The organism is Prochlorococcus marinus str. GP2, from assembly GCF_000759885.1.
Taxonomy (GTDB): Bacteria; Cyanobacteriota; Cyanobacteriia; order PCC-6307; family Cyanobiaceae; genus Prochlorococcus_A; species Prochlorococcus_A marinus_J.
In genome coordinates this window covers 377,596-401,826 of record NZ_JNAH01000003.1, presented here as the reverse complement: position 1 = coordinate 401,826, position 24,231 = coordinate 377,596, and the positions used below count along the sequence as shown (strand labels likewise).

Below are 24,231 nucleotides of genomic sequence, written 5' to 3'. Positions count from 1 at the left end.
TCATAAACTTTTACTTTAAATTATTAAAAGTCCTATCTATTTGCAACAGAAATTGAACAATCTGCTCCATAATAACTAATAAATAACAGAACCAAGTATCGAATGACTCAATTAAGTTCCAATGATGTCCCTTCTATGGGTCGAAGGCAATTTATGAATCTTCTTACATTTGGTACTGCAACTGGTGTAGCTTTAGGAGCCCTTTACCCTGTAGCGAATTATTTCATGCCTCTAAGAGCAGGCGGTGGTGGAGGTGGAACTTCTGCTAAAGATGAATTAGGGAATCCAATAACCAAGACAGGTTGGTTAGCTACCCATCAAGCAGGAGACAGAAGTCTAGTTCAGGGTTTAAAGGGAGATCCAACTTATTTAATAGTTAATGAGGGTGGGGAAATAGGAGAATTTGGTTTAAATGCAATTTGTACTCATTTAGGTTGTGTTGTCCCATGGGATAGTGGTGCTAATAAATTCATATGTCCTTGTCATGGCAGTCAGTACGATACTAACGGGAAGGTAGTAAGAGGGCCTGCGCCTTTATCTTTAGCTCTAGCTCATGTCGATATTGAAGATGATGCTGTACTCGTCAAACAATGGTCAGAAACTGACTTTAGAACTAATGAAAATCCATGGTGGGCATAAAAAAAATGAAAGGTCTTAAAAATCAAATTATGAAAAAAACAAGTTTATTTATCTGTACTCTGCTTTTCATTTCAAGCATTGTATTTTATCCAAAGGTCAGTTTTGCTTATCCATTTTGGGCTCAGCAAAACTACGAATCCCCAAGAGAAGCCACGGGTAAGATAGTCTGTGCAAATTGTCATCTAGCTCAGATGCCTACAATTGCAGAGGTTCCACAATCTGTTGGAGCAGACAGTGTTTTCAAAGCTGTAGTCAAAATACCCTACAAAAATGATTTAAAAGAAATAGGGGCTGATGGTTCGGAAGTCCCATTACAAGTTGGTGCTGTTGTAATGCTGCCTGATGGCTTTAAACTTGCTCCACAAGAAAGATGGACCGAAGAAATAAAAGAGGAGACAGAAGGAGTTTATTTCACAAATTACAGTGAAGAGAAAGATAATATCATTATTGTCGGACCTTTACCTGGCGATACCAATAAAGAAATCGTTTTCCCTGTACTTTCCCCTGACCCATCCACTAATAAAGAATATCACTATGGAAAATATTCGTTACATATTGGAGGAAATAGAGGTAGAGGTCAGGTATATCCAACTGGAGAAAAGAGCAATAATGTAGTATTCACTTCTTCCACCGCAGGAACTATAAATTCAATAGAAACAATTGAAGATGGTAGCTATCAAGTCAATATAGAAAACGATAATGGTGAAATAACTACTGAAGCAGTCCCTGTTGGTCCTCAACTTATCGTAAAAGCGCAAGATAAAATTAATGTAGGTGACCCTCTTACTAATGATCCAAACGTTGGTGGCTTTGGGCAATTAGATGCTGAGGTTGTACTTCAGAGCCCTTATAGAGTTATTGGATTGATTGCATTCTTCATTGGTGTAGGATTAACACAAATACTTTTAGTATTAAAGAAAAAACAAGTAGAAAAAGTGCAAGCAGCAGAGGGGATCTAACTTTCTCTAAATGCTTATACTTCAAGCTTTTATACAATCTCCAGGAGAAACTTTTTTAAATTTAGGATTTATAACTATTAGATGGTACGGACTTCTTATTTCGGTTTCAGTTTTAATAGGTCTGTTTGTCTCTAAAAAACTAGCAAAGGCAAGAAATATTAACCCAGAGTACATTAGTGAAATACTTCCATCATTAATAATCTCTTCAATAATTGGAGCTCGAGCTTATTATGTAATTTTTGAGTGGAGGCAGTATAGCGGAGAGAACTTTTTTACTTCTTTTGAACTATTAAATAACATTTTTCAAATACCTTCTTTTCTTGCAGTTTGGGAAGGAGGCATAGCAATCCATGGAGGTCTAATTGGAGGATTAATATCTATTATCTATTTCTGTAAGTCGAAAAAAATTAATTTAAAAACTTTTATAGATATATTAATACCCTCGATTATCCTTGGACAATCAATAGGAAGGTGGGGAAATTTTTTCAATAATGAAGCCTTTGGAGTTCCTACAAATTTGCCTTGGAAATTATTTATACCTATCCAAAATAGGCCTTTAGAATTTATTAATTATGAATTTTTTCATCCTACTTTTCTCTATGAGTCATTGTGGAATCTTTTAATTTTCATCGTCCTTATTATTACCTTTAATAAACAAAATAAAACAGATTTTTTCAGGCCAGGCTTTATTAGCTTTCTTTATTTAATAAGTTATAGCTTTGGAAGATTCTGGATTGAAGGTTTAAGAACTGACCCACTATGTATTGGTGGACTTCCACCTTTCTGTGATGGCGGTATAAGAATGGCTCAATTTATAAGTATTTTTCTATTTTCTTCTGGATTAATTGGAATATTTTTTTTAAGATTGAGAACATATAGTGGGAAAAATAGAAAGAATGGATAACAAAATATCCTTTATTGGTGTTGGCCCAGGCGACCCAGAATTATTAACTTTAAAAGCATTAAAAAAGATAAAAGTTGCAGATGTCATTATTTGGACTGATTCTCTAATTCCTGAAAAGATTTTAGATTCTGCTAAAGAAGGTTCTGAAAAAATAAAAACGAGTTCACTTAACTTAGAGCAAATCACCTCAATTATGATAGAAAAATTTCAGGCTGGGAAAACTGTTGTAAGGTTGCATGATGGAGACCCTTGCCTTTTTGGAGCAATTAGAGAGCAAATCGAAATTTTAAAAAACGAAAAAATTGAAATCGAGGTTGTTCCTGGAGTAAGTGCTTTTCAAGTTGCTGCAGCATATCATGAAGCTGAGTTAACTATTCCTGACGTAACGCAAACAATAATTTTAACTAGAGCAGGAGGGCGAACAGGGATGCCCGAAAAAGAATCTCTGAAAGATCTTGCGAAACATAATTCATCTATATGTCTTTATCTAAGTGCTAGGCATGTGAAAAGGTCTCAAAAAACTCTACTAGAGTTTTACCCTCCAGAGACTCAAGTGATTGTGGGGTTTAGAGTATCTTGGGATGATGGTTGGACATCATTAATAGAATTAAAAGATATGGAAAAATTTTCTATTGAGAAAAAGCTAATTAGAACAACCATTTACATAATTAGCCCAGCAATTAGTAATTTTAAAAGAAGATCTAATCTTTATAATCCATCTTATAGGCATCTCTTTAGGAATAAATAATCTTAAAGTTGATAGAAAAATATTAATTACTATAATTAGTAAAAATTTACTTACTTTGAAAGAAATAAAATCTTTTACTGAAAACATTAATAAAAGAGAAAATTCCTCTTTAAAAAGAATTGGAAATTTTATTAAAGAGGCCAGATTAAGTAGAAATCAATCTATTAAAGAATTGGCTTCTGATTTAAAAATTGGAGCTCATCAACTTAAAGCCATTGAAGAAGGTAATGAAGAAGAACTACCTGAAAAAGTATTTGTCAAAGCAATGGTTCGACGTATTTCACAGAAGCTGAAACTTGATACAGAATTTATAATGAATGAATTCAAGACAGAAAGGCAAGAGATAAAAATTGAAGAAATAGTTGAAGAAGTTGCTAAAAAAACTAATAAAACTAGACAATCTAAGGATCTAAGTCCAGTAGGATTTTGGATATTTATTTTAATTTCAGGCCTTCTTGGACTAATCGCCTCGTCCTTAATTTTCAATTTATTTTCAGACTCTTCTCAGAATCAAACTCCAAAACAAGAACTTATTAAAAAAACTAAATAACTTTTAAATCCAAATTCTTTAGTTCTTTTATTACATTACGGCATAATCTTAAGTTCCATTTTTCAAGAAGAAGATCATTGTTTCTATTTAAAGGTAAGAGTTCAAATTTAAGAATATTTCCCTCCAATTTTATTTGAACTGAGGAAATCACCTTGTCAGGTCTTTGATCAAGAGATGCTGCTAGTCTCAAAATCAATGACATTTCAAGAACTAATGTTTTATCTTCTTTGGATATTAAACTTTGCCAAGACTCATGTCTTTTCTTGGGTAGAGTCTTTCTATGGTATCTAGCAATTGAAGCAATAATATTTGTTTCTGCTTCAGAATAGCCCAACAACTCACAATTTTTTATTAAGTACCAAGAGTGTTTGTGATATGACCCAACATTCACGTATTTCCCACAATTATAGAGATTAGAAGCTGCCCAAAGAAGTTCTTTGGCTTTAGGGTCATTTTCGTTATAAAAGATATTTTTAGTCTGATCATAAATTTGAAAGGCAATATCGATAACTTTCTCAGCTCTTGTACTTTCTACGCCAAACTTTCTGGCCTGATGAACTATGGTTGTTTTTCTAATATTGCTTTGAATATTTAACTCGTTTTTTATTATCCCTTTACGAAGCATCCAATCAACAACTAAACCCTCTCTAAGCGCCCTCTCACTAATGGTTAATTCATTAAAGTTCAACATCTCCATTGCAGTGTTTAATATCAATGCTCCTGGAATAATTATTTCTGCTCTTCTCTCACTTAATGAAGGTATTTTCTTGATTTCCGAAATTGGCAATTTAATTAGTTTTTCCAATACATTTTGTAAATTTTCCTTCTTAAATTTATAACCATGCAACTTTTGTTTAGATTCTCCCAAATCATCTGAAATTAAATTTCCTAATGAGGTTGCAGTGCCACTGGTTGCAATCATAGATAAAGGCTTATCTCCCTTAGATCTACTCTTTATTTTTCGAACAGATGGTTCTAAAGATCCTTTTATAAAAGTTGTTAGAAAAATGAATCTTTCTGAATTTATAGAATCTTTATTTAAAAAATCATTTTTAAGTCTTACTGCACCAATTCTAGAACTGGTAAGAGCTATAGCATCTTTTTTATCTGCAAGTATTAACTCTGTAGATCCTCCTCCAATATCTATGATTACAAAAGACTGATCTTCAAAAGCCATACCAGAAAGAACACCAAGGTAAATTAATCTGGCTTCCTCAGAACCACTTATCATTTCTATTTGAATATCAGTTTCATCAAGAACTCTTCTAATAAAATCTTGACCGTTTGGGGCCTCCCTAACTGCACTTGTTGCTGCTGTAACTATTTGTTTTACTCCATTACTTTTACAATATTCCTTAAATCGCTTAAGAGTAACTAATGCTCTTTGGATTGATTCTTCAGTAAGATTACCCTCCTCATCTCTTTCTCCGAGACGAGTGGTTGATTTATCAGTGAATTTTATTGAAAATGATTTTAATTCTAGATTAATTTCTGCTACTAAGAGATGTGTAGAGTTAGTTCCAATATCTATAGAAGCTACTAAAATTTGATTTTCTTGAAAATATCTTAAATCTTGTTTCTTTATCATTTCTTTTTATAAGATGCAGATATTTTTAATCCATTAATAAATATACCCAAGATTGATTATTAAATAATAGAAATCATTAAATCCTAGTAAGATTATTTAAAGTTATGAAATATACAATAGGTTATATGCAAAATAAAAATCAACAAATTAAATTAAGTACTTTTTTTGAATTATTAAGGTGGAATAAGCCAACTGGAAGAATGATCTTACTTATTCCTGCTGGATGGAGTTTATATTTAACCCCAGATGCTAATCCAACATTTTTAATGTTGCTAAGAATAATCCTGGGAGGGCTACTAGTAAGTGGATTAGGCTGCGTAGTTAATGATATTTGGGACAAAAAAATTGATCAAAGAGTTTTCAGGACAAAAAATAGACCTCTAGCTGCAAATAAAATCGGCCTTAAAACAGCTTATTCAATTCTTTTCTTTTTGATTTTATGTAGTTTCTTTTTGACTTTGTCACTACCTCAACCTGGCAGGATCCTATCAATTTCACTTGCTTTTTTAGCTTTACCTATTATTTTAATTTATCCTTCTGCCAAAAGATGGTTTAAATACCCTCAATTAATCTTATCCATATGTTGGGGTTTTGCTGTCTTAATTCCCTGGGCCGCAAATGAAGGTAATTTAAATAGTGTTGTTTTATTGTTTTGCTGGCTAGCTACTATTTTTTGGACTTTTGGCTTCGACACAATTTATGCTTTAGCAGATAAAAAATATGATATCAAAATTGGAATAAATAGTTCCGCTGTGAACCTTCAGAACAATACAAGAATAACTATTCAAATTTGTTATTTATTAACTTCTATTTTTCTTGCATTATGCGGATTTATTAATCAAATGGATTTTATTTTTTGGCCAATTTGGCTTTCAACGGCAATCTTAATGCAGCGAGATATACTTAAGGTATTTCCTGAGGAAAAGCAATCTATAAAAAATATTGGGAATCACTTCAAAAATCAATCAATTTATGGAGGAGTTCTTTTATTAGGAATTATTATTTCCTCATAAATTCTAAAAATGGTCTTTAGATTGAAAAAAGGTGATCAGATAGATATTCTAGCTCCTGGCTCCTATATTGATGAAGAAGAAAATTTTCAAAAAGGAATAGAAATTTTAAAAACCTGGGGCTTGGAAATTAATGAAAATAATTCTCTGTCAAAAAAGTTTGGTTACTTTGCAGGTAATGATCTAAGTAGATTTGAAGAACTGGAAAAAGCACAAAATAGTAAGCTAATAATTTTTGCAAAAGGAGGCTGGGGTTCTGCAAGAATTTTAGAAAAAGAACCTTCTTGGCAGGATGGTTTAATGCTTGGATTCTCAGATACATGTTCTTTATTACTATCTAAATATTCTCAAGGATTTATAGGTTCTATTCATGGGCCTATGGTTACTGGCCTTTTCAAAGAGCCAGAGTGGAGTCTTGAGAGATTAAGAAATTTACTTTTTGAAGGATATGTTGAGGACATAAGAGGAATTCCTTTAAGAGGTGGGAAAGCTAAAGGAGAAATTATCGTTTCTAACTTGACTATTGCTACTTTTTTAATTGGTACTAATCACTTTCCAGATTGCAAAGGGAAAATAATAATTTTTGAAGATATTAATGAAGATATTTATAAAATTGATCGCATGTTGACTTACCTAAGAATGACTAAAACACTTACTGAAATTGCGGGTATTGGATTCGGAATTTTTTCTAATGATTCCTGCGACCTTGAATGGAAAGATTTACTAAAAAATTGCATTATTGAAAGACTCCAAGAGTTTGATTTTCCTATTCTTTTTGACCTACCAATAGGCCACATATCGGGAAATGCTTGCATTCCTTTAGGATACGAAGCCACTTTAAATGGTGATAATGGCATTCTTAGTATCGATACACCTTTTTAACTAGGGGTTCTTCACAAAAAGTTTTGCTATTTTCAAATCTATAGGGGACGTAATTTTTATATTTGAATAAGTTCCTTCAATAATCTTCACTTTCCAATTAAGCATTTCAAATAGTGAGGCATCATCTGTGACTTTCCAGTTTTTATCAATTGCCATCTTATGAGCTTTTTTTAATCTATCTACTAGAAAGCCCTGAGGAGTTTGCGCTGCCCATAAATAATTTCTGTCTGGTGTTTCTTTAATAAAACCTTCATTATCAACAATCTTTATAGTGTCGGTTACCTTAGTGGCCAAAATTACAGCTTCATTTTCATCTAATTTCTTGGCACAAAGGTCTATCAATTCAGGATTAATTAGACATCTAGCACCATCATGTATTAAAACTTTTTCAGCATCTTTTGGTAACGCTTTTAAACCATTAAAAACTGACTGTTGTCTGGTGTCACCACCATTAATCCAATGAACTTTGTGGGCAAAATCCTTTGCTGAATTTAATAATAAATTTTTATCTTTCGGTTGACCAATTATTCCAACCCAGTTTGTTGAGCTTGCAGAAAATACAGATTTAAGTGTCCAATAAATCAAAGACTCTCCTTCTAAATCAATAAGTAATTTATTTTTTCCAGCTTTCATTCTGCTACCACTCCCTGCAGCTGGTATTAAAAAATGCACAATAGAAGGAATTAATATTTTCTAGACAATTATAAATAAAAGCAATATCTTTACACAAATAGTACTACGATTGAAGATTATAAAATTTCATAATGTCCAATACAGATTCATTATCAGGCAAAGTTGCTTTAATCACTGGAGCTAGCAGAGGAATTGGTAAAGAAATTGCTTTAGAACTAAGCCGCTTAGGAGCAGAAGTTTTTATTAATTACTCTTCTTCTGATGAAAAAGCTGAAGAAGTTGTAAATTCAATAAAAAATTCGGGAGGTAAAGCTCATAAATTAAAATTTGATGTATCAAGAGAGGATTCTGTCAGTTCAGCTTTTGAAGAAATCATAAAAATTAATGGCTCCATTGATATTCTTATTAACAATGCTGGTATTACTAGAGATGGACTATTGATGAGAATGAAATCGGAACAATGGGATGATGTATTAAATACAAACTTAAAAGGGGTTTTTCTTTGTACAAAATATGCTTCAAAATTTATGATGAAAAAAAGAAGTGGTAGTATCGTAAATATTTCATCTGTTGTTGGAATAATTGGTAATCCCGGTCAAGCAAATTATTCTGCAGCTAAAGCTGGAGTTATTGGATTCACCAAAACTTGTGCTAAAGAATTTGCTTCAAGAGGTATAAACGTAAATGCAATAGCTCCAGGCTTTATAGAAACAGAAATGACTGAAAAACTTAATACTGAAGAGATACTTAAAGTTATCCCTTTAGGGAAATTAGGAAGTTGTACTCAAATTGCAAACTTAGTGTCATTCTTAGTTTCAAGTAATGCTGGAAGTTATATCACAGGGCAAACAATAAGTATAGACGGAGGTATGAGTATTTAATTATGTACTTTCATAAGGCTGTCCTAATTCATCTCTTAACCTTCTAATTTTCTGTAAAAGTTTAAGTCTTCGACTTCTAGCCGTTAATGTCAAGAAAAATCTTAAAGGAAAATATATTAATGTCATAGCAATCGCGAGGATTGCGGTAAGAGTAAAAATAAGATTATTTGTTTCTTCCATAACTTAAAGATACTCTTATTTGAGTGAATTTGTATGTCTCATCAAAAGAAATTCGGCTTTCCCCACTTAATTAAATATCCCTTAAAAATGATTCTATGGGAGATTAGAATAAGACTAAAGATTGAGTAAACATGGCTAAACAGTTAAGTTTTTCTAATGAATCAAGAGAAGCGTTAGAAAAAGGTGTGAATTTTGTAGCTAATGCAGTAAAGGTTACTATTGGGCCAAAAGCAAAAAACGTTGTAATAGAAAAGAAATTTGGTACGCCGGATATAGTAAGAGATGGATCTACAGTTGCTAAAGAGATCGAGATTGAAAACCCTATTTCTAATTTAGGTGCGAAATTAATAGAACAAGTTGCATCAAAGACAAAAGAGAGTGCTGGTGATGGGACAACAACAGCAACCATTTTGACTCAGAAGATGGTTCAGGAGGGATTAAAAAATATTGCTTCTGGTGCCAACCCTATGGAGTTAAAAAAAGGTATGGAGGCAGGCCTAGCTTTTGTCTTAGAAAAATTAAGTTCCAAAAGTATTTCATTAAGTGGTTCTGATATACAAAAAGTTGCAACAGTTAGTGCTGGAGGTGATGAAGAAATTGGATCTATAATTTCGAAAGCAATGGATATTGTTACTTCAGATGGAGTAATAACTGTTGAAGAATCTCAATCATTAGAAACAGAATTAGATATTACTGAAGGAATGTCTTTTGATAGAGGTTATAGTTCTCCATATTTCGTAACAGACCAAGAAAGACAAGTTTGTGAACTTGAAAACCCTAAAATATTAATAACTGATCAAAAAATCTCAACTTTAGTTGATCTAGTTCCAATACTTGAAGAAATTCAAAAGGCAAGCTCACCTTTTCTAATTCTTGCTGAAGATATTGAAGGAGAGGCTTTAACCACTCTAGTTTTGAATAAGAATAGTGGGGTTTTAAATGTAGCTTCCGTGAGAGCTCCGTTATTTGGTGAGAGAAGAAAAGCTGCCCTTGAAGATATTGCAATTCTTACAGGGGCTAAGTTAATTAGCGAAGATAAATCGATGACACTTGATAAAGTATCGATTAATGATTTAGGAAAAGCAAAAAAAATAACTATCACAAAGGATAAAACTACAATTGTTGCCTTTGAAGACACTAAAGATTTAGTTAAAGCGAGAGTAGAGAAATTAAAGAGGGAAGTTAATATAACTGAAACAGAGTATGATCAAGATAAAATCAATGAAAGGATAGCTAAACTAGCTGGAGGGGTAGCTCTTATTAAAGTAGGAGCTGCTACAGAAACAGAAATGAAGTATAAAAAATTGAGAATAGAAGATTCCCTTAATGCTACGAAAGCTGCTATTGAAGAGGGTGTTGTTTCTGGAGGAGGACAAACTTTAATTGAAATATCAAATGAGCTATTAAATTTAAGTCAAACATCTTCCGATGATTTAAGAACAGGGGTAAATATAATTAAAGAAGCTCTTTTGGAACCCACCAAACAAATAGCAAAAAATGCTGGTTTTAATGGTGATGTAGTTGTCGCTGAAATAAAAAGACTTAACAAAGGCTTTAATGTTAATTCAGGAAAATATGAGGATTTAAAAGATTCAGGAATATTAGATCCAACCAAAGTAATAAGATTAGCACTTCAAGATTCGGTATCTATTTCAGCTATGCTTCTCACAACAGAAGTTGCCATGGCAGATATTCCAGAGCCTGAAGCCACAGCCCCTGTAGGGCCAGGTGGGGATCCAATGGGAGGAATGGGTGGCATGGGTATGCCAGGAATGGGCGGCATGGGTATGCCGGGAATGGGTGGCATGGGTATGCCAGGAATGGGTGGCATGGGTATGCCGGGAATGGGTGGCATGGGTATGCCAGGAATGATGTAAAAATTTAACTTGCTTTTTTATCTTTATTAATCCACTTTCTTAAATTTTTAATATTAGGAAGTGGTAATTTCTGGTTATCAATAGGTTTTTTTATATTATTAGAAGTTCGATCTTTGCTAAATATTATATTACTGCTAGGAGTTTCTAAACCTATTGATTCCGATTTTGTTTCTTCTATATTTTCAACAGTTTTTGATAATTCAAGTTTAAATTGTTCTTGATTTTCTTCTTCATCTACTTCATCCATTAAAGTAGTTTGTTTTTGATTTTCTTCTTCATCTACTTCATCTATTAAAGTGATTTGTTCTTGATTTTCTTCAAGCTGATATTCCCTTAGACCTGGGGTATTGATTAATAAATCATTTAAAGAATCAATCCCAAATCTATGCACCCACTTAAGGATAATACTTTCTTTAAGCAAAATATTATTTTCTGAAGAGGCTTTTTTAAAAACTTTTATTAGATGATTTTTTAAAAGCATAAATTTATTAATTTAACTTTCTATTTAACAGAGGCCTTATGATAATCAAGGAAAAAACTGTTAAAGAAAATAAAATTGATATACAACTCTTACAAGTTAAATCACCATATGGGGCATGTAAAGCCACTAATTCTAAATTCATTGTTTCTGTATAAGCAGTCCTAATAGGTTCAATCGCAAAAGTTAATGGATTTAATGAGGCTAACCACCCAAGCCAATTTGGCATAAAAGAGATTGGAGCTAAAGCAGTACTCGCAAAAAGAAGAGGTAAGTTTATCACAAATATAAGAGCGATTAATTCAATATGTCCGGGCAAGACAAACGCTAAACATAAACTTATTGATGTCACAAAAAGAACCAATAGAATTAGTGTTGTAAAAACAATTCCTAAACCATATAAGTTAGGCCATCCATAACCTAAAATGTAAGAAACGACCATTATTACAATACTCTGAACAAAGCTTAGGATTGTTATATAAATAAAAGAAGATAAAACTATGGATAATCTACTGGTTAGAGGAGCCACCAGTAATCTATTAAGAAATCCAAACTCTCTGTCAAACATTAAAGGGAGACCGGAGTTTAAGGCTCCGCTAAAAGCAGTAAAAACAATCAGTCCCGCTCCTAAAAAGTTCCCATAAGAATCAACTCCTGGTAAAAAACCTTCAGGAGCTTTAGAGAATAGTGCCCCAAATAAAAAAAGCCAAATTATGGGTTGTAATATTCCTGCTAAAAGAGTTGATGGTCTTCTTTTTAATTGAATAAATAACCTCTTCGTTAAAGCAAATGTTTCTTGATATAAAAAAAATAAATTATACTGTTGTAATTCCATAATTAGCAGTATTTACTATTCATTATAGTTAGTTATCCAAAAGTTTTTTTTATCGCATTGATTGCTTTGATTCTTTTTTAAGGTCTCTTTTCCCTGCCATAGAAATTTCGGCATCCAATAATGTTTTACCAGTTGCCTGAAGATATACATCATCCAAGCTTGGCTGACTTTGGGTTAGAGAAAAAATTTCAAACTTTGAGAAGGCCAACTCCACTTTGATTTTCGTAAGTAAATCTTTTTCCTTATCTGCTACAAAATTTATCGAGAAACCTTGAGCTTCATTTATGATAATCTGACTAATTCCATCTATTGAAGATAAAATTTGACATATATTTTTTGCTTCTTCCTGATTACTAAATTCTCTTACTTTCAAAGTTACTCTATCTCCTCCTAATTTATTTTTGAGCTCTGCAGGAGTCCCTTGAGCTATAACTCTTCCATCATCAATTATCACTAATTTGTCTGCCAATTTATCTATTTCATCAAGATAGTGACTGCTTAAAATAATTGTCATTCCATTATTCCTCAAATCTTTCAAAAGTTGCCATATGATATTTCTACTTTCAATATCTAAACCAACTGTAGGTTCATCCAATATTAATACTTGGGGCAAATGTAATAGTCCAGCTGCAAGATCTATTCTTCTTTTCATTCCCCCTGAATAAGTTCCGCACTTACGATCAATCCAATCATTCATTTCCAATTGATCTATTAATTTCTTTATCCTTTCAAATTTTTTGTTTTTGTTGATGTGATATAAATCTGATTGAAAATCCAAAAGCTCTCTTCCAGTTAATATTTTATCAAGTGCAATGTCCTGGGCAACATAACCAATTAATTCTCTAATTTTCCTTGAATTTTTAATCAGATTAATATTATTTATAAAAACTTCTCCACTATCAGGCTCTATTAAAGTAGCGAGTATTTTTATAAGTGTTGATTTGCCAGCACCATTGGGACCAAGTATTCCGAATAATGTTCCAGCTTTAATTTCCATTGATAAATTTCTTAAAGCCTTGATTTCTGAATAAGATTTTGAGAGACCTTTAACTTTTATATAATTCATCAAACTTACTATCTCTTAAAAAACATTTTACATCTAATTTAATTACTAAGGAGGGATACTATAGATAAAAATATTTGCATAGATTGCTGCTCAAATTCTACGGATAGTTGGGTTCTGGAGATTAATAACAAAAGACAAATACCAAACATATATAGAATAGACCACCTAAAAAGAGACTTTGCTCTTGAAAGATCATCAGGATATTTCTTTAATTCATTTATTAATTGCAAAAGTCTTCCATTAAATGGCAATAACATAATTCCGTATAAGAGACCCCCTTCAGGTAAAGCGAAGACTCCCATAATACTCATTAAAACTGTTGCCCATCCGTAACGAGAAATCGCTTTAGCAGTAAAAACAGCTCCCTTAACAGAAGGGAGCATAGGAATGCCAACAGATGCGTAATCGTCCTTCAATAAAATTGCAAGTGCCCAAAAATGTGCTGGAGTCCATAACATTACTAAACCAAACAACCACCAGCCACTTAGGCCTACATGCCCTGTGGCAGCAGATGCACCAACTAGAGGTGGTATCGCGCCAGCAACTCCTCCGAAAACAATATTTTTTGTTGTACGAGGTTTCAAAATAACTGTATATAAAATTACATAGCTAAATAAACCAAGAAGAGTTAATCCCGCAGCTAAATAATTTACACCACTTACTAAAAGCATCGAAGCTGCCAAAGTACATGATACTGCAGCTAAAAATACAGTCTCAGATGACAATTTTCCTGCTGGCAAGGCTCTTTTGCTAGTTCTTGTCATCCTTTTATCTAATTCCATTTCCCACAAGCAATTAAGAGCTCCTGCTGCCGCCGCTGCCAAAGCGCCGCCTCCTAAAGTGCAGATAAGCTTCGGGGAAGACAAAGGCCATTCCTCTGTTAAAGCCATTCCTCCTAAAGTTGTTGCCAGTAAAAGTGGGATTAATCTAGGTTTTGCCACTTCAAGCCAAGGTGGCAAAGTTAATCTTTTTCTTGAAGGTACAACTTCATCCCTAATTGAAGATTTATAGTTCAAGTTTTCTAAGTTACTACTGTTCATGAATTGATACCAACCATTTGGGAATTAAGGGAGTGGTTTAGACCTTTTTTGGTAAAAGGATTTCTAAAAATTAATGTAGTTAATATCGCAATAAATAAAGAGGCGTTAAGTTGATGACCGATAATAAAAATAGGTTCATTTAAATTTGTTTTGAGACTTAAAACACCCAAAGCAATTTGGGAAAACAAGAGAAAAATAAGTGCTGAGAGATATTTCCAATTTTCATTAAGCAAATCTCTCTTATAAATTGCAGTAGCAATTATTAATAGAATTGAAAAAGCAATTGGAAAAGCAAATAATTTATGAGTATTTAAAATTAGACATTGTTTATTAAAAGATAAGCAAATATGTGCTGACCAAGTTGATGAAAGCCTTACTCCAATAAAAGATTGAATCAGGGTAAGTAAAAGAGGAACAAACAATAATAATCTCCACCAAATTAATGGCTCTTCTATGTCATCATTTTCTAAATTTTGATTTATTGAAATTGTTGTGATGAGAAGTAGAAAAGCTATTAAAAGATGGCCAGTAACAGTATATGAATCAAGGAGGTTTATGACTGTTAAAGCTCCAAAAGATCCTTGGACAATAACGAGAAAAAGTAATAATGAATAAGTTTTAGGTAACCAATTAGGAATTTCATTTTTCCAAATAATTGAAAGAGCAAATTGAAAAAGAATTAATATTCCAACCAGAAAAGCATCTAGACGATGAAACCACTCTAGAAATACTCTTAGGTTCATATGATTAAAAGGCAAAAAAGATCCATAACACAATGGCCAATCTGGGCAGGCAAGACCCGCCTCCATAACTCTCGTAGCACCTCCAATTACAATTAGTGCGATAAGTGCGAGTACACTATGGCTTCCCAACCTTTTAAAAACTGTTAGATATTTTGATTTATATAATTGGTTATTAATCAAATGGATAGAACCTATTATTTTGCATAATAAATTAGATTCAAAAACTAAACATTAATTAAAAATTAATATGTTTAATTTAAAAAATAATTTACTAATTTAATCTTTTTTCCCTGACAATTAACTCTAAAAAGTTATTAATAATACCCCTTTTATTTCATAAATCTTAAGAAGTTGTGAATTTAAATGTTTTTCTTTTAACAAAGGATGCAGGATTAAAAAAATTGAATATCTTGAGGATATAAATCCAATTTTTCAAGGGATCAATTGTTAAATAAAAACATTTATTTAATTCTAATTATTTCGCTCGTTTTTGCTATATCTTTTTGGATTGGTTTTAATGTAAATTTGCTCCCAGCGGAAGCAAGTATTAATGCACCAATTTACGATGAACTTTTTAAAATTCTTTTCATAATTGGATTAATTATTTTTATAGGAATGACAATAGCAGTTATTTATAGCTTATTTAAATTTAGGAAAAGAAATGATCAGATAGGCGATGGTATAGCTTTAGAGGGAAATTTAAGCTTAGAAATTGTATGGACAATTATCCCTTCAATAATTGTTTTATTAATAGGTCTCTATAGCTACAACATCTACGATCGAATGGGAGGGATGAAAGAACTAAATCATAACCATGAAATGATGAGTTCTAACACTGAAAAAATATGGGCTGGAATAAGTCAAACTTCTGATAATGAAATAGCAATAAATAATTTATCAATTGAAGTTTCAGCTATGCAATTTGCATTTCTATTCAATTATCCCAAGGGCAATTTCATATCAGGAGAACTACACGTTCCTGTTGATCAAAAAGTATCAATGAAAATGGAATCCAAAGATGTCATTCATGCTTTTTGGGTACCAGAGTTTAGAATTAAACAGGATATTATTCCTGGACAACCGACGATCCTAAATTTCACTCCCACAAAAGTAGGAAAATATCCGATAATTTGTGCAGAATTATGTGGACCATATCATGGAGGAATGAGAGCCTCGATAATTGTTGAAGAAGAATCTGATTACAACGAATGGTTTAACAAAAATAAAAAACCAGAGGTAAATTTATGACAATATCAATTGATCCAAAAAAAACTAATAATGAAAGTCTTCAACCCAAAGGGTGGCTTAGATACTTTAGTTTTAGCCTTGATCATAAAGTAATTGGGATTCAATACTTGGTTTGCGGTTTTCTCTTCTATTTAATAGGAGGAACTTTAGCGAGTGCTATAAGAATTGAATTGGCCAGCCCAATGTCTGATTTTATGCCAAGAGATGTTTATAACCAAGTTTTAACTTTACACGGAACAATAATGATATTCCTTTGGATAGTTCCTGTAGTTAACGGTGCTTTTGGAAATTATTTAATTCCATTTTATGTAGGTGCGAGAGATATGGCATTCCCAAGATTAAATGCAGTAGCTTTTTGGTTAATTCCTCCTTCAGGTTTTATGCTGGTAGCAAGCTATTTTGTTGATGGTGCTGCTCAGGCTGGATGGACTGCTTATCCACCTTTGAGCATAACTACTCCCCAATCGGGACAAATTATTTGGATTCTGAGCGTTCTATTACTTGGAGGCAGTTCTATATTTGGTGGAATCAACTTTATCGCGACCATTATCAAATTAAGAAGGCCAGGATTAAAACTTATGCAATTGCCAATGTACTGTTGGGCAATGCTTGGAACAAGTCTATTAGTTGTTTTATCAACTCCTGTATTAGCTGGCACTTTAATTCTACTTAGCTTCGATATCATCGCTAATACAGGGTTTTTCAATCCTGTCTTGGGTGGCAATGTCGTAGTTTATCAGCATTTATTTTGGTTTTATTCTCATCCAGCTGTATACATTATGGTCCTTCCTGCATTTGGTTTAGTTAGTGAAATACTTCCTGTTCATGCTAGAAAACCACTTTTTGGATATACAACAATGGTTTTTTCAATAATGGGGATAGTAGTTTTAGGTTTAGTTGTTTGGGCTCATCACATGTTTACTAGTGGAACGCCCCCTTGGATGAGATTGTTCTTTACTATTGCCACAGCATTTATTGCAGTTCCAACTGGTATAAAATTTTTCAATTGGGTTGCAACGTTATGGGGAGGTAAAATTTCCATCAATAGTGCAATGTTATTCTCTTGCGGATTTATTATAAATTTTGTTTTTGGAGGTATCACAGGAGTTGCTTTGGCACAGGTACCTTTCGATATTCACGTACATGATACCTATTTCGTTGTAGCCCATTTTCATTACATAGTTTATGGAGGGACTGTTTTTATTATTTTCTCTTCAATTTATCATTGGTTCCCCAAAGTAACTGGGAAAATGCTCAATGAAAAATTAGGAATTTTACATTTTATCATTACCTTTATTGGATTTAACTTGTGCTTTGCTCCTCAACATTGGCTTGGTTTAAATGGAATGCCAAGAAGAGTTGCCGAATATGATCCTCAATTCCAGTTCGTGAATCAAATTAGTAGCCTTGGGGCTCTTTTGATGGCTATAAGTACAATTCCTTTTTTAATAAATGTATTCCTTAGTGTGAGGAATGGGAAAGATGCTGGAGATAACCCTTGGAATGCTCTTACACCTGAATGGTTAACATCTTCTCCACCTCCAGTTGAAAATTGGGAAGGAGAAGCTCCATTAGTTGAAAAACCATATGGTTATGGTAAAGAAATTTCTGAACGAAAATAAAAACATATGACAACTTTAGATAGCTCAAAAGAAATTCAAAATAATAATTCTGAAGCCACTGAAACACATGAAGACTTCAGAATGTTTGGTCTTATAACTTTCCTAATTGCGGACGGAATGACTTTCGCTGGATTCTTTGCTGCTTATTTAACTTATAAAGCAGTAAATCCATTACCTGATGGTGCTATTTATGAATTAGAACTACCAATACCTACACTCAATACAATTTTGTTACTTGTTAGTAGTGCAACTTTCCATAAAGCAGGCAAAGCACTTTTAAAAGATAAAAACTCTGAATCCCAAAAATGGTTATTTTTTACTGCTTTTCTTGGAATTATATTTTTAATATGTCAATTATTTGAATATTTTCATTTACCTTTTGGATTAACCGATAATTTATTTGCAAGCACTTTTTATGCTCTAACTGGTTTTCATGGATTACATGTCACTTTAGGCACTTTAATGATTTTAATTATTGCTTGGCAATCGAGAATCAAGGGCGGAAGATTAACTAGTCAAAATATGTTCCCTTTGGAAGCTGTTGAATTGTACTGGCATTTTGTAGATGGAATATGGGTTATTTTATTTATTATTTTGTATCTTTTATAAAAAACTAAATTTTAAAAATTAAATATAATTTTACTAATTTATATTGCCACAATTCTCCTTTTTAGTAAGAATATATAATTAGAAATTTGTCAGATAATGCTAGAAGGAAAAGAACTTCTCGAAAAAACAAAATTATTAAGTAAAAAATCGGAAGATGAGATAGCAAAAGGTTGTGGGTACGTAGGTCCAAGCGGAAGAATCTTAAGAAAAAGTTTTTATAGAGCGCTTATTGAAGCTAAGGGTTACAAAATAGGAAATGGTCGTCAGGGGAAAAATGGTAATAGACCTTCAAGAGGCAGACAGACAGAATTCAAAACTAAAGTTCATGGCAATGGGAACCTATTAATTGGTCATGCCTACACCAAAAAATTAGGACTAGAACCTGGTCAGGAATTTAAAATCGATCTTAAAAAAGAATCAAAAACAATCTATCTGATTCCATTAAATTAAAAAATATATTTTACCAACCGTTTTCTTTAAGCCACTCGGAAGAAATATTATTTGAAGATAAATCTTGATTACCTTTTTTATTAAATAAAAGTAATTTCTCTACATATTTAATTAGTGCATCTGCCTCAAGGTTTACGCTGTCACCAACCTTTAATTTATTCAGATTTGTGTTATGCCAAGTATGAGGAATTATCGCAATAGTAAATATTTCTCCTTCCTGCTCATATTTTGCAATCGTAAGACTTATACCATTTACACAAATACTCCCTTTATTAACTACATATTTTGAAAAATTATTATTTTTCCACTTTATTGATAAGAGCCAAGATTTCTCTAATTTTTTTATATTCTCGACCGTTCCAAGGCCATCAACATGTCCGCTGACTATATGCCCTCCTAGACGGTCAGACACCCTAAGAGCAGGCTCCAAATTAACAATCTGATTCAGGTTGGACTTTACTCCTAAAGTTGTTTTTTTTACTGTCTCCTCACTAACATCAACAGTAAATTTATTTTGAAAAATCTCTTTAACTGTCAAACAAATTCCATCAACAGCTATGCTGTCACCGATTGCCATATCAAATAAATTATCTAGAATTTCAATTTCTAAAATATTTTTTTCTTGTCTTAGTTTTCCAACTGATTGAATTATTCCTGTAAACATAGATTTAAGAAAAATATTTTTGCAAAATTTTGTATTTACTTTAATTTACTTTAAATGATTTTCAACTATAAATAAATTAAAGATTAAATAAAAAGAAATTGATCATATTTAGATGATTATTAATTCACAAAAAAGATCATTTGGTAGGGGGGCGAAAGTGAGCTTATTCACTTTAGGGACAATGCGAGCAACTGAAAGTCTCGAAAAAATGTATAGCATAATAAAAAATGCATATTATGTAGGTATTAACCACATAGAAACAGCACCCTCTTATGGCGATGCTGAATCACTTATTGGAAATTCAATAAAAAAATTAGCAATAGAAGAGAATATAAAAGAAAAAAATTGGGTGATTACTTCCAAAGTTTTACCAAAGGGCGATTTTGACTTTTTAAAAAATAATTTTAAAAATTCTCTTAAAAATTTAAATCGCGAGAAAATTAATAATCTTGCAATTCACGGACTCAACTTAAAACAACATCTAGATTGGGTTCTTGCTGGAGAGGGTAAGAAATTCATATCTTGGATACTTGAGGAGGAACTAGTTGATCAAGTCGGTTTTAGTTCTCACGGAAGTTATTCACTAATTAAAGATGCAATTAACTGTGAAGTTTTTACTTTTTGTAGTCTTCATTTACATTATTTAGATCAATCTAAGATTGCTTTAGCAGAGGAAGCTATAAAAAAAGGTATGGGAGTTTTAGCAATATCACCTGCAGATAAAGGCGGTAGATTGTATTCTCCAAGTGATATTTTGATAGAGGCCTCTAAGCCTTTTCATCCATTAGAATTAGCTTTTCGATTTCTTCTAGCAAAAGGCATTACAACTTTATCCTTGGGGGCGACAAACAAAAAAGATTTTGAATTTGCGCATAAACTTAGAAACTCATGCGAGAAGCTAACAAAACTTGAAAAAAGCGCCCTTAATAAAATTGAGGAAGTTTCTAATGAAAGATTAAATTCTACCAAATGTGAACAATGTAGATCTTGTCTTCCATGTCCAAATGAAGTGCCTATTCCAGAAATACTTCGTTTAAGAAATATATCTGTTGGTTATGGCCAATTAGAATTTTCAAAAGAAAGATACAATTTAATAGGAAAAGCTGGCCACTGGTGGGAAGAAAAAAATTCCTCATTTTGTCAAGAATGTAATGAATGTGTTCCTAAATGTCCTAGTAAATTAGATATACCAAATTTATTAAAGGAAACTCATAACTTATTAATTGAAAATCCTACAAAAAGATTATGGGGATAATGACTCATTCCAGATATTTTTAAGATTAATTTTTTGATCATTTGTTAAGACAGGGAAAGACCAACTATTTTCCCAACATTTCTCAGAAGGTCCTGAGGTGGGGAGTATTTCAGATTTATATTTACTTTGCAAATAATCACTATTAAATGGTAGGTACCAACCCTGGCTCACTAATTTATCTACTTTTGATTTATTTTCTAAAGATTTAATCCATTTAATTAAGATTGCATTGTTTAGATTTGATCGACTAAGTAAAAAATGCCACATCAAGGGTACACCTTGGCTTGGGAAAACTAAAGAAAGCCTTGGATCTATTTTTAAATATTTTGAACAGAGACTATAAGGAACTATTGCGACACAAGCATCAGAATTAATCAACCAATTGAGCATGTTTTTATCATCAAATAACATTGCTTGACTTTTTAGTTTTTTTAAAGGATTAGATGTATTAATTTTTTTAGCAATTGAAATTAATATTCTAGGACTTTGTGGAAAAATGACTTTTCCAGTTAATTTCTTAGAAAGAAGAAAATCCCAAGAAATTCTTGCTGAATTTAATAATTCTTTATTATTTTTAATGATAATTGTGTAAGGTACAACGCCAATAGGAAATAATTTACTTCTCTTATTTTGATTAAAACTTCCCAAAAAATCTATCGATCTCTTATCCAAATTTTCAATTAATGGATATTCATTTATTTTTGCAAATTCTGAAAAATCTATACTAGTAATCCATCCATCGTTTATTAAAGTAAAGTCTGAACTTAAAATTGTGTTTTTATTTTTTTGTAGCTGGATACTTTCAAAATTAATTTTTTCCTGCTTCCAATCTTTTGGAATCATATCTTTGAAAGATTGGGGATAAAAAGAATTTTGAAGTGCAATTTTTACTTTCTTAGGAAGATTACTGCAAGAGTTTAAGAGAAATAAAAACGAGAGCTTACCATAATTTAAAAATTCTCTTCTGGTTGCAAATTTTGATAACATTCAGCAATCCTTCTCTAAAGAAATTTGACCTAGACCCTTCATCATTTCCAGATTTTGTTGACACAATGAAACTATTTCTTCATTTTTAAATCCATCTAAGAAAGCAAGCAATGATATTCCACCAGCACCTACACCTTCTTTTACATGACCTAATTCATAATCCCTCAATTCTTTGTATTTTGAAGATTTGAAATTTAAAGGACTGGCTAAACCTAATAATTTGACATCATATTTTTCATTAATTAGATTTACTAAATCATTTAGAGAATTATCTTTTAAAAGCCACCCAGTTGTCGCAATAAAAACATCTTCAATAAATTCATCTTTATTTTTTTCATTTAAAAATTCTAATACAAGCAAAATGATCGCTAACATCTGACTTCCTCCAGACATAATTACAGGTTGTTTTGCTAACCTGGCACCAATTAGAAGACCCATTGAGAAAGCTTGAAAAGGATCACCTACAGCCGCGACAACATCAAAAGAGTCGGAATCAGCCTTGAAATTTGCGTTGAAAAGTCCTCTCTCAACTACTTGTCTTCTTAATTCTCTTGGAGCTTTAAATAAACTACTCCCTACTAAATTAGATACCTTCAAACCAAAAGCTTCCATTACTGCCTGAGCAGTTGTGGTGCCCCCCGGTACAGATTCAGAAATTAAAACTGGTTGTTTTAAGGATTTTCCTATCGCAAGACCTTTTTCGTAGAGGTTTAAAACTCTCTCTTTAGTCATCGATTTACCAGTAGTAAGACAATTTGATGGGCCCAAATTTCTATCTTCTAGAACCAAATGATTAAAATAAGGCTTTAATCCTATTCCAAGAGGCACAATAACTGGATAAATATTTATAAGCTTTGAACAAACATGACTGATTAGGGCAGGAGTTACTCCTGCATTGAGAAGAGGCAATTTATATTTATGATCTTTTGAAGGACCTTCAAGCAAAAATTCGGCATCTGCGAGCGCAGTTGTTCTCCTTGATTTTGCATTAATGCCTGCCGCAGAAATTCCAGGAATTTGAGATGTATTAGTGCCAGCAATTATAAGAAATATTTTTAAATTTTTTATATTCTTTTTCAGTATTTCTATCTTATTAAGTTGTGTTTTTTTATTGGATTCATAACCAAAAAAATTTATCCCTAATTCTGTACTGTACATTCTTACTTTTTTTAATTTTTAAAATCAACTAAGCTATTTAATAATCTTGGAGGATCTGGGATGGTTAATTTGAATTTAGGAAACAGAGAATAGGCAACTATATGTACAGTTAAAACATAAACTATTTCTTGAAAAATTATTAATAAAATTGCACCTATTTGTATACTCAAAATTGAGGGATATAAAGCTAAATTAAATAATCCAATGAACTTCTCTATTAGACCATAACTCGCTCTAGTAATTAACACCCAAAGATTATCTCCAACCAACGTTGATAATGCTATTACTCTTATTAAGAAGCCAAGGGTTCCAATAACAACTCCCCCAGTTAAACTAAGTTTCCAACTCTTTTCTTTAAACCAACACCAACCTAACCAAAAAGCCAAGATCCCATAAGGAAATAAAAATAAAGTTCCTCTAACAGGACCCATAATTATGAATAAAAGTAGAAATTGTATTAGAAGTCCTTCCAATGCGATTTTAGTTCCTCTTCTCAAGTGCAACAAGATCATTGGGAGGGGTAAAATCAACCTTAATAAAGCTCCCCCAATTGGCAGGTAATATAATGCAACCCATAATAAAGACGAAAGAGATGCTAAATAAGAGGTCTCGACAATATTTAATGCTTCAGTTTTTGTTGTTATTTTCATTTTTTGTTGAATATTTTTAATTAATTTTTATTCATACTTTTACTTTTTGAATCTAAGTAACGTTCAATCTTTTCTATTTCAAAATTTACCTCAGAATTTCTCAATATGGAACTCAATTCTTCAGTGGGATCTTTTGGATCTACATCTTTTAAAATGAATATTATTTTGTAAGATTGAAGATCATTTTTTCTTTTTTTTGAAAGATTCTTAATTTTTTTATTTTTTTTATTATCAGATTTTTTGTTTTCTTTTTCTACATTTATATCGTTTTTATTTTCAGGAGCATTTTTTAGTTTTTCTACTTTTTTAATTTTTTTTTCTTTTTCTATATTTATATCGTTTTTATTTTCAGGAACATTTTTTAGTTTTTCTACTTTTTTAATTTTTTTGTTTTCTTTTTCTACATTTATATCGTTTTTATTTAAAAAGTAATTTTGTAAATCTTGATTTTTGCTAGTTTTTTCTAAATCATTAAAACTACTTTCAAGAAAATTTCCAATCCTTCCTCCAGAGCATGATTGCAAGAAAATTAAAAAAACTAATAAAAAAAATTCTTTTTTTTTAAAAAACATATT

27 protein-coding genes are annotated in these 24,231 nt (G+C 31.9%); 14 read left to right on the top strand and 13 right to left on the bottom strand.

Annotated elements, in window-relative coordinates:
- Positions 1-102 precede the first annotated feature (102 nt).
- From petC to EU91_RS05480, 5 genes are read left to right on the top strand one after another with little or no spacing between them, the layout of a single operon-like run.
- Entirely contained in the window at positions 103-639 is a 537-nt protein-coding gene (gene petC, locus EU91_RS05460; protein WP_011817974.1) for a cytochrome b6-f complex iron-sulfur subunit, read from the top strand.
- 26 nt (positions 640-665) lie between these two features.
- Positions 666-1,598 (top strand): cytochrome f, encoded by a 933-nt coding sequence (gene petA, locus EU91_RS05465; RefSeq protein ID WP_413355510.1) that lies wholly within the window; start codon positions 666-668, stop codon positions 1,596-1,598.
- A 10-nt stretch (positions 1,599-1,608) separates the two neighbouring features.
- Positions 1,609-2,502 (top strand): prolipoprotein diacylglyceryl transferase, encoded by an 894-nt coding sequence (gene lgt, locus EU91_RS05470; RefSeq protein WP_032524170.1) that lies wholly within the window; start codon positions 1,609-1,611, stop codon positions 2,500-2,502.
- Complete coding sequence (cobM, locus tag EU91_RS05475) at positions 2,495-3,250, top strand: precorrin-4 C(11)-methyltransferase (protein WP_032524202.1); 756 nt, start codon at positions 2,495-2,497, stop codon at positions 3,248-3,250. Before lgt ends, cobM begins: the two co-directional genes overlap by 8 nt.
- A gap of 55 nt (positions 3,251-3,305) precedes the next feature.
- Positions 3,306-3,800: a helix-turn-helix domain-containing protein gene (locus tag EU91_RS05480; RefSeq protein WP_032524169.1), complete on the top strand. Its 495-nt coding sequence runs from the start codon at positions 3,306-3,308 to the stop codon at positions 3,798-3,800.
- On the opposite strand, the gene EU91_RS05485 is transcribed toward EU91_RS05480, so the two are convergent.
- Positions 3,793-5,388: a Ppx/GppA phosphatase family protein gene (locus EU91_RS05485; RefSeq protein ID WP_032524168.1), complete on the bottom strand. Its 1,596-nt coding sequence runs from the start codon at positions 5,386-5,388 to the stop codon at positions 3,793-3,795. The genes EU91_RS05480 and EU91_RS05485 overlap by 8 nt on opposite strands.
- A gap of 104 nt (positions 5,389-5,492) precedes the next feature.
- Between EU91_RS05485 and EU91_RS05490 the strand changes: the two genes are divergently transcribed.
- On the top strand, positions 5,493-6,401 hold the full coding sequence (locus EU91_RS05490; RefSeq protein ID WP_032524167.1) for a 4-hydroxybenzoate polyprenyltransferase: 909 nt from the start codon (positions 5,493-5,495) through the stop codon (positions 6,399-6,401).
- Positions 6,402-6,410: 9 nt separating this feature from the next.
- Entirely contained in the window at positions 6,411-7,280 is an 870-nt protein-coding gene (locus tag EU91_RS05495; RefSeq protein ID WP_032524166.1) for an LD-carboxypeptidase, read from the top strand.
- Here EU91_RS05495 and ispD read toward each other — a convergent pair whose 3' ends face one another.
- Positions 7,281-7,952, bottom strand: coding sequence for a 2-C-methyl-D-erythritol 4-phosphate cytidylyltransferase (gene ispD / locus EU91_RS05500; RefSeq protein ID WP_032524165.1), 672 nt, complete (start codon positions 7,950-7,952; stop codon positions 7,281-7,283). It abuts the gene before it with no gap.
- 92 nt (positions 7,953-8,044) lie between these two features.
- Here ispD and fabG point away from each other — a divergent pair, with 92 nt between their 5' ends.
- Positions 8,045-8,794 carry a 3-oxoacyl-[acyl-carrier-protein] reductase gene (gene fabG, locus EU91_RS05505; RefSeq protein WP_011817965.1) on the top strand — a complete coding sequence of 250 codons (750 nt, stop codon included), beginning with the start codon at positions 8,045-8,047 and terminating at the stop codon, positions 8,792-8,794.
- Here fabG and EU91_RS05510 read toward each other — a convergent pair whose 3' ends face one another.
- On the bottom strand, positions 8,795-8,974 hold the full coding sequence (locus EU91_RS05510) for a hypothetical protein (RefSeq protein ID WP_011862475.1): 180 nt from the start codon (positions 8,972-8,974) through the stop codon (positions 8,795-8,797).
- A 131-nt stretch (positions 8,975-9,105) separates the two neighbouring features.
- Here EU91_RS05510 and groL point away from each other — a divergent pair, with 131 nt between their 5' ends.
- On the top strand, positions 9,106-10,851 hold the full coding sequence (gene groL, locus EU91_RS05515; RefSeq protein WP_032524164.1) for a chaperonin GroEL: 1,746 nt from the start codon (positions 9,106-9,108) through the stop codon (positions 10,849-10,851).
- Positions 10,852-10,855: 4 nt separating this feature from the next.
- Here the strand turns inward: groL and EU91_RS05520 are convergent, their stop codons facing one another.
- Genes EU91_RS05520 through EU91_RS05540 form a run of 5 tightly spaced genes read right to left on the bottom strand, consistent with a single transcriptional unit; the run spans position 10,856 to position 15,193 of the window.
- A complete protein-coding gene (locus tag EU91_RS05520) occupies positions 10,856-11,332 on the bottom strand; it encodes a hypothetical protein (protein WP_032524163.1) in 477 nt (158 codons plus the stop codon).
- A 7-nt stretch (positions 11,333-11,339) separates the two neighbouring features.
- On the bottom strand, positions 11,340-12,164 hold the full coding sequence (locus EU91_RS05525) for an ABC transporter permease (RefSeq protein ID WP_032524162.1): 825 nt from the start codon (positions 12,162-12,164) through the stop codon (positions 11,340-11,342).
- A gap of 49 nt (positions 12,165-12,213) precedes the next feature.
- Positions 12,214-13,230, bottom strand: a complete 1,017-nt coding sequence (locus EU91_RS05530) for an ABC transporter ATP-binding protein (protein ID WP_032524161.1) — start codon at positions 13,228-13,230, stop codon at positions 12,214-12,216.
- A 38-nt stretch (positions 13,231-13,268) separates the two neighbouring features.
- A complete protein-coding gene (locus EU91_RS05535) occupies positions 13,269-14,270 on the bottom strand; it encodes a heme o synthase (protein WP_032524160.1) in 1,002 nt (333 codons plus the stop codon).
- Positions 14,267-15,193 carry a COX15/CtaA family protein gene (locus EU91_RS05540; RefSeq protein WP_032524159.1) on the bottom strand — a complete coding sequence of 309 codons (927 nt, stop codon included), beginning with the start codon at positions 15,191-15,193 and terminating at the stop codon, positions 14,267-14,269. The genes EU91_RS05535 and EU91_RS05540 overlap by 4 nt, the downstream gene beginning before the upstream one ends.
- Before the next feature lie 264 nt (positions 15,194-15,457).
- On the opposite strand from EU91_RS05540, the gene coxB reads away from it, so the two are divergent.
- The 4 genes from coxB (at position 15,458) to EU91_RS05560 (ending at position 18,942) form a co-directional block, all read left to right on the top strand.
- Positions 15,458-16,261, top strand: coding sequence for a cytochrome c oxidase subunit II (gene coxB / locus EU91_RS05545; protein ID WP_032524158.1), 804 nt, complete (start codon positions 15,458-15,460; stop codon positions 16,259-16,261).
- On the top strand, positions 16,258-17,883 hold the full coding sequence (gene ctaD / locus EU91_RS05550; protein ID WP_032524157.1) for a cytochrome c oxidase subunit I: 1,626 nt from the start codon (positions 16,258-16,260) through the stop codon (positions 17,881-17,883). The genes coxB and ctaD overlap by 4 nt, the downstream gene beginning before the upstream one ends.
- A gap of 6 nt (positions 17,884-17,889) precedes the next feature.
- Positions 17,890-18,492, top strand: a complete 603-nt coding sequence (locus EU91_RS05555) for a cytochrome c oxidase subunit 3 (RefSeq protein ID WP_025952454.1) — start codon at positions 17,890-17,892, stop codon at positions 18,490-18,492.
- Between the two features lie 96 nt (positions 18,493-18,588).
- Complete coding sequence (locus tag EU91_RS05560; RefSeq protein ID WP_032524156.1) at positions 18,589-18,942, top strand: AbrB family transcriptional regulator; 354 nt, start codon at positions 18,589-18,591, stop codon at positions 18,940-18,942.
- 10 nt (positions 18,943-18,952) lie between these two features.
- Here the strand turns inward: EU91_RS05560 and EU91_RS05565 are convergent, their stop codons facing one another.
- Entirely contained in the window at positions 18,953-19,606 is a 654-nt protein-coding gene (locus EU91_RS05565; protein ID WP_032524155.1) for a riboflavin synthase, read from the bottom strand.
- 112 nt (positions 19,607-19,718) lie between these two features.
- Between EU91_RS05565 and EU91_RS05570 the strand changes: the two genes are divergently transcribed.
- Complete coding sequence (locus EU91_RS05570; protein WP_032524154.1) at positions 19,719-20,861, top strand: aldo/keto reductase; 1,143 nt, start codon at positions 19,719-19,721, stop codon at positions 20,859-20,861.
- Here EU91_RS05570 and EU91_RS05575 read toward each other — a convergent pair.
- Genes EU91_RS05575 through EU91_RS05590 form a run of 4 tightly spaced genes read right to left on the bottom strand, consistent with a single transcriptional unit; the run spans position 20,850 to position 24,228 of the window.
- Complete coding sequence (locus EU91_RS05575) at positions 20,850-21,848, bottom strand: hypothetical protein (RefSeq protein ID WP_032524153.1); 999 nt, start codon at positions 21,846-21,848, stop codon at positions 20,850-20,852. The two genes, EU91_RS05570 and EU91_RS05575, sit on opposite strands and share 12 nt — an antisense overlap.
- A complete protein-coding gene (gene cobT / locus EU91_RS05580) occupies positions 21,849-23,006 on the bottom strand; it encodes a nicotinate mononucleotide-dependent phosphoribosyltransferase CobT (protein ID WP_032524152.1) in 1,158 nt (385 codons plus the stop codon). It abuts the gene before it with no gap.
- 11 nt (positions 23,007-23,017) lie between these two features.
- Positions 23,018-23,656 (bottom strand): DUF2232 domain-containing protein, encoded by a 639-nt coding sequence (locus EU91_RS05585; RefSeq protein ID WP_032524151.1) that lies wholly within the window; start codon positions 23,654-23,656, stop codon positions 23,018-23,020.
- Between the two features lie 20 nt (positions 23,657-23,676).
- Complete coding sequence (locus tag EU91_RS05590; protein WP_032524150.1) at positions 23,677-24,228, bottom strand: hypothetical protein; 552 nt, start codon at positions 24,226-24,228, stop codon at positions 23,677-23,679.
- Positions 24,229-24,231 lie beyond the last annotated feature (3 nt).

Coding starts and splice junctions, on each gene's coding strand:
- EU91_RS05510 (WP_011862475.1), bottom strand. CDS start 8,974: ATGGAAGAAACAAATAATCTTATTTTTACTCTTACCGCAATCCTCGCG.
- EU91_RS05565 (WP_032524155.1), bottom strand. CDS start 19,606: ATGTTTACAGGAATAATTCAATCAGTTGGAAAACTAAGACAAGAAAAA.
- lgt (WP_032524170.1), top strand. CDS start 1,609: ATGCTTATACTTCAAGCTTTTATACAATCTCCAGGAGAAACTTTTTTA.
- EU91_RS05585 (WP_032524151.1), bottom strand. CDS start 23,656: ATGAAAATAACAACAAAAACTGAAGCATTAAATATTGTCGAGACCTCT.
- EU91_RS05495 (WP_032524166.1), top strand. CDS start 6,411: ATGGTCTTTAGATTGAAAAAAGGTGATCAGATAGATATTCTAGCTCCT.
- EU91_RS05570 (WP_032524154.1), top strand. CDS start 19,719: ATGATTATTAATTCACAAAAAAGATCATTTGGTAGGGGGGCGAAAGTG.
- EU91_RS05485 (WP_032524168.1), bottom strand. CDS start 5,388: ATGATAAAGAAACAAGATTTAAGATATTTTCAAGAAAATCAAATTTTA.
- petC (WP_011817974.1), top strand. CDS start 103: ATGACTCAATTAAGTTCCAATGATGTCCCTTCTATGGGTCGAAGGCAA.
- EU91_RS05575 (WP_032524153.1), bottom strand. CDS start 21,848: ATGTTATCAAAATTTGCAACCAGAAGAGAATTTTTAAATTATGGTAAG.
- groL (WP_032524164.1), top strand. CDS start 9,106: ATGGCTAAACAGTTAAGTTTTTCTAATGAATCAAGAGAAGCGTTAGAA.
- EU91_RS05525 (WP_032524162.1), bottom strand. CDS start 12,164: ATGGAATTACAACAGTATAATTTATTTTTTTTATATCAAGAAACATTT.
- EU91_RS05490 (WP_032524167.1), top strand. CDS start 5,493: ATGAAATATACAATAGGTTATATGCAAAATAAAAATCAACAAATTAAA.
- cobT (WP_032524152.1), bottom strand. CDS start 23,006: ATGTACAGTACAGAATTAGGGATAAATTTTTTTGGTTATGAATCCAAT.
- ctaD (WP_032524157.1), top strand. CDS start 16,258: ATGACAATATCAATTGATCCAAAAAAAACTAATAATGAAAGTCTTCAA.
- fabG (WP_011817965.1), top strand. CDS start 8,045: ATGTCCAATACAGATTCATTATCAGGCAAAGTTGCTTTAATCACTGGA.
- EU91_RS05555 (WP_025952454.1), top strand. CDS start 17,890: ATGACAACTTTAGATAGCTCAAAAGAAATTCAAAATAATAATTCTGAA.
- EU91_RS05590 (WP_032524150.1), bottom strand. CDS start 24,228: ATGTTTTTTAAAAAAAAAGAATTTTTTTTATTAGTTTTTTTAATTTTC.
- EU91_RS05535 (WP_032524160.1), bottom strand. CDS start 14,270: ATGAACAGTAGTAACTTAGAAAACTTGAACTATAAATCTTCAATTAGG.
- EU91_RS05520 (WP_032524163.1), bottom strand. CDS start 11,332: ATGCTTTTAAAAAATCATCTAATAAAAGTTTTTAAAAAAGCCTCTTCA.
- EU91_RS05560 (WP_032524156.1), top strand. CDS start 18,589: ATGCTAGAAGGAAAAGAACTTCTCGAAAAAACAAAATTATTAAGTAAA.
- EU91_RS05530 (WP_032524161.1), bottom strand. CDS start 13,230: ATGAATTATATAAAAGTTAAAGGTCTCTCAAAATCTTATTCAGAAATC.
- cobM (WP_032524202.1), top strand. CDS start 2,495: ATGGATAACAAAATATCCTTTATTGGTGTTGGCCCAGGCGACCCAGAA.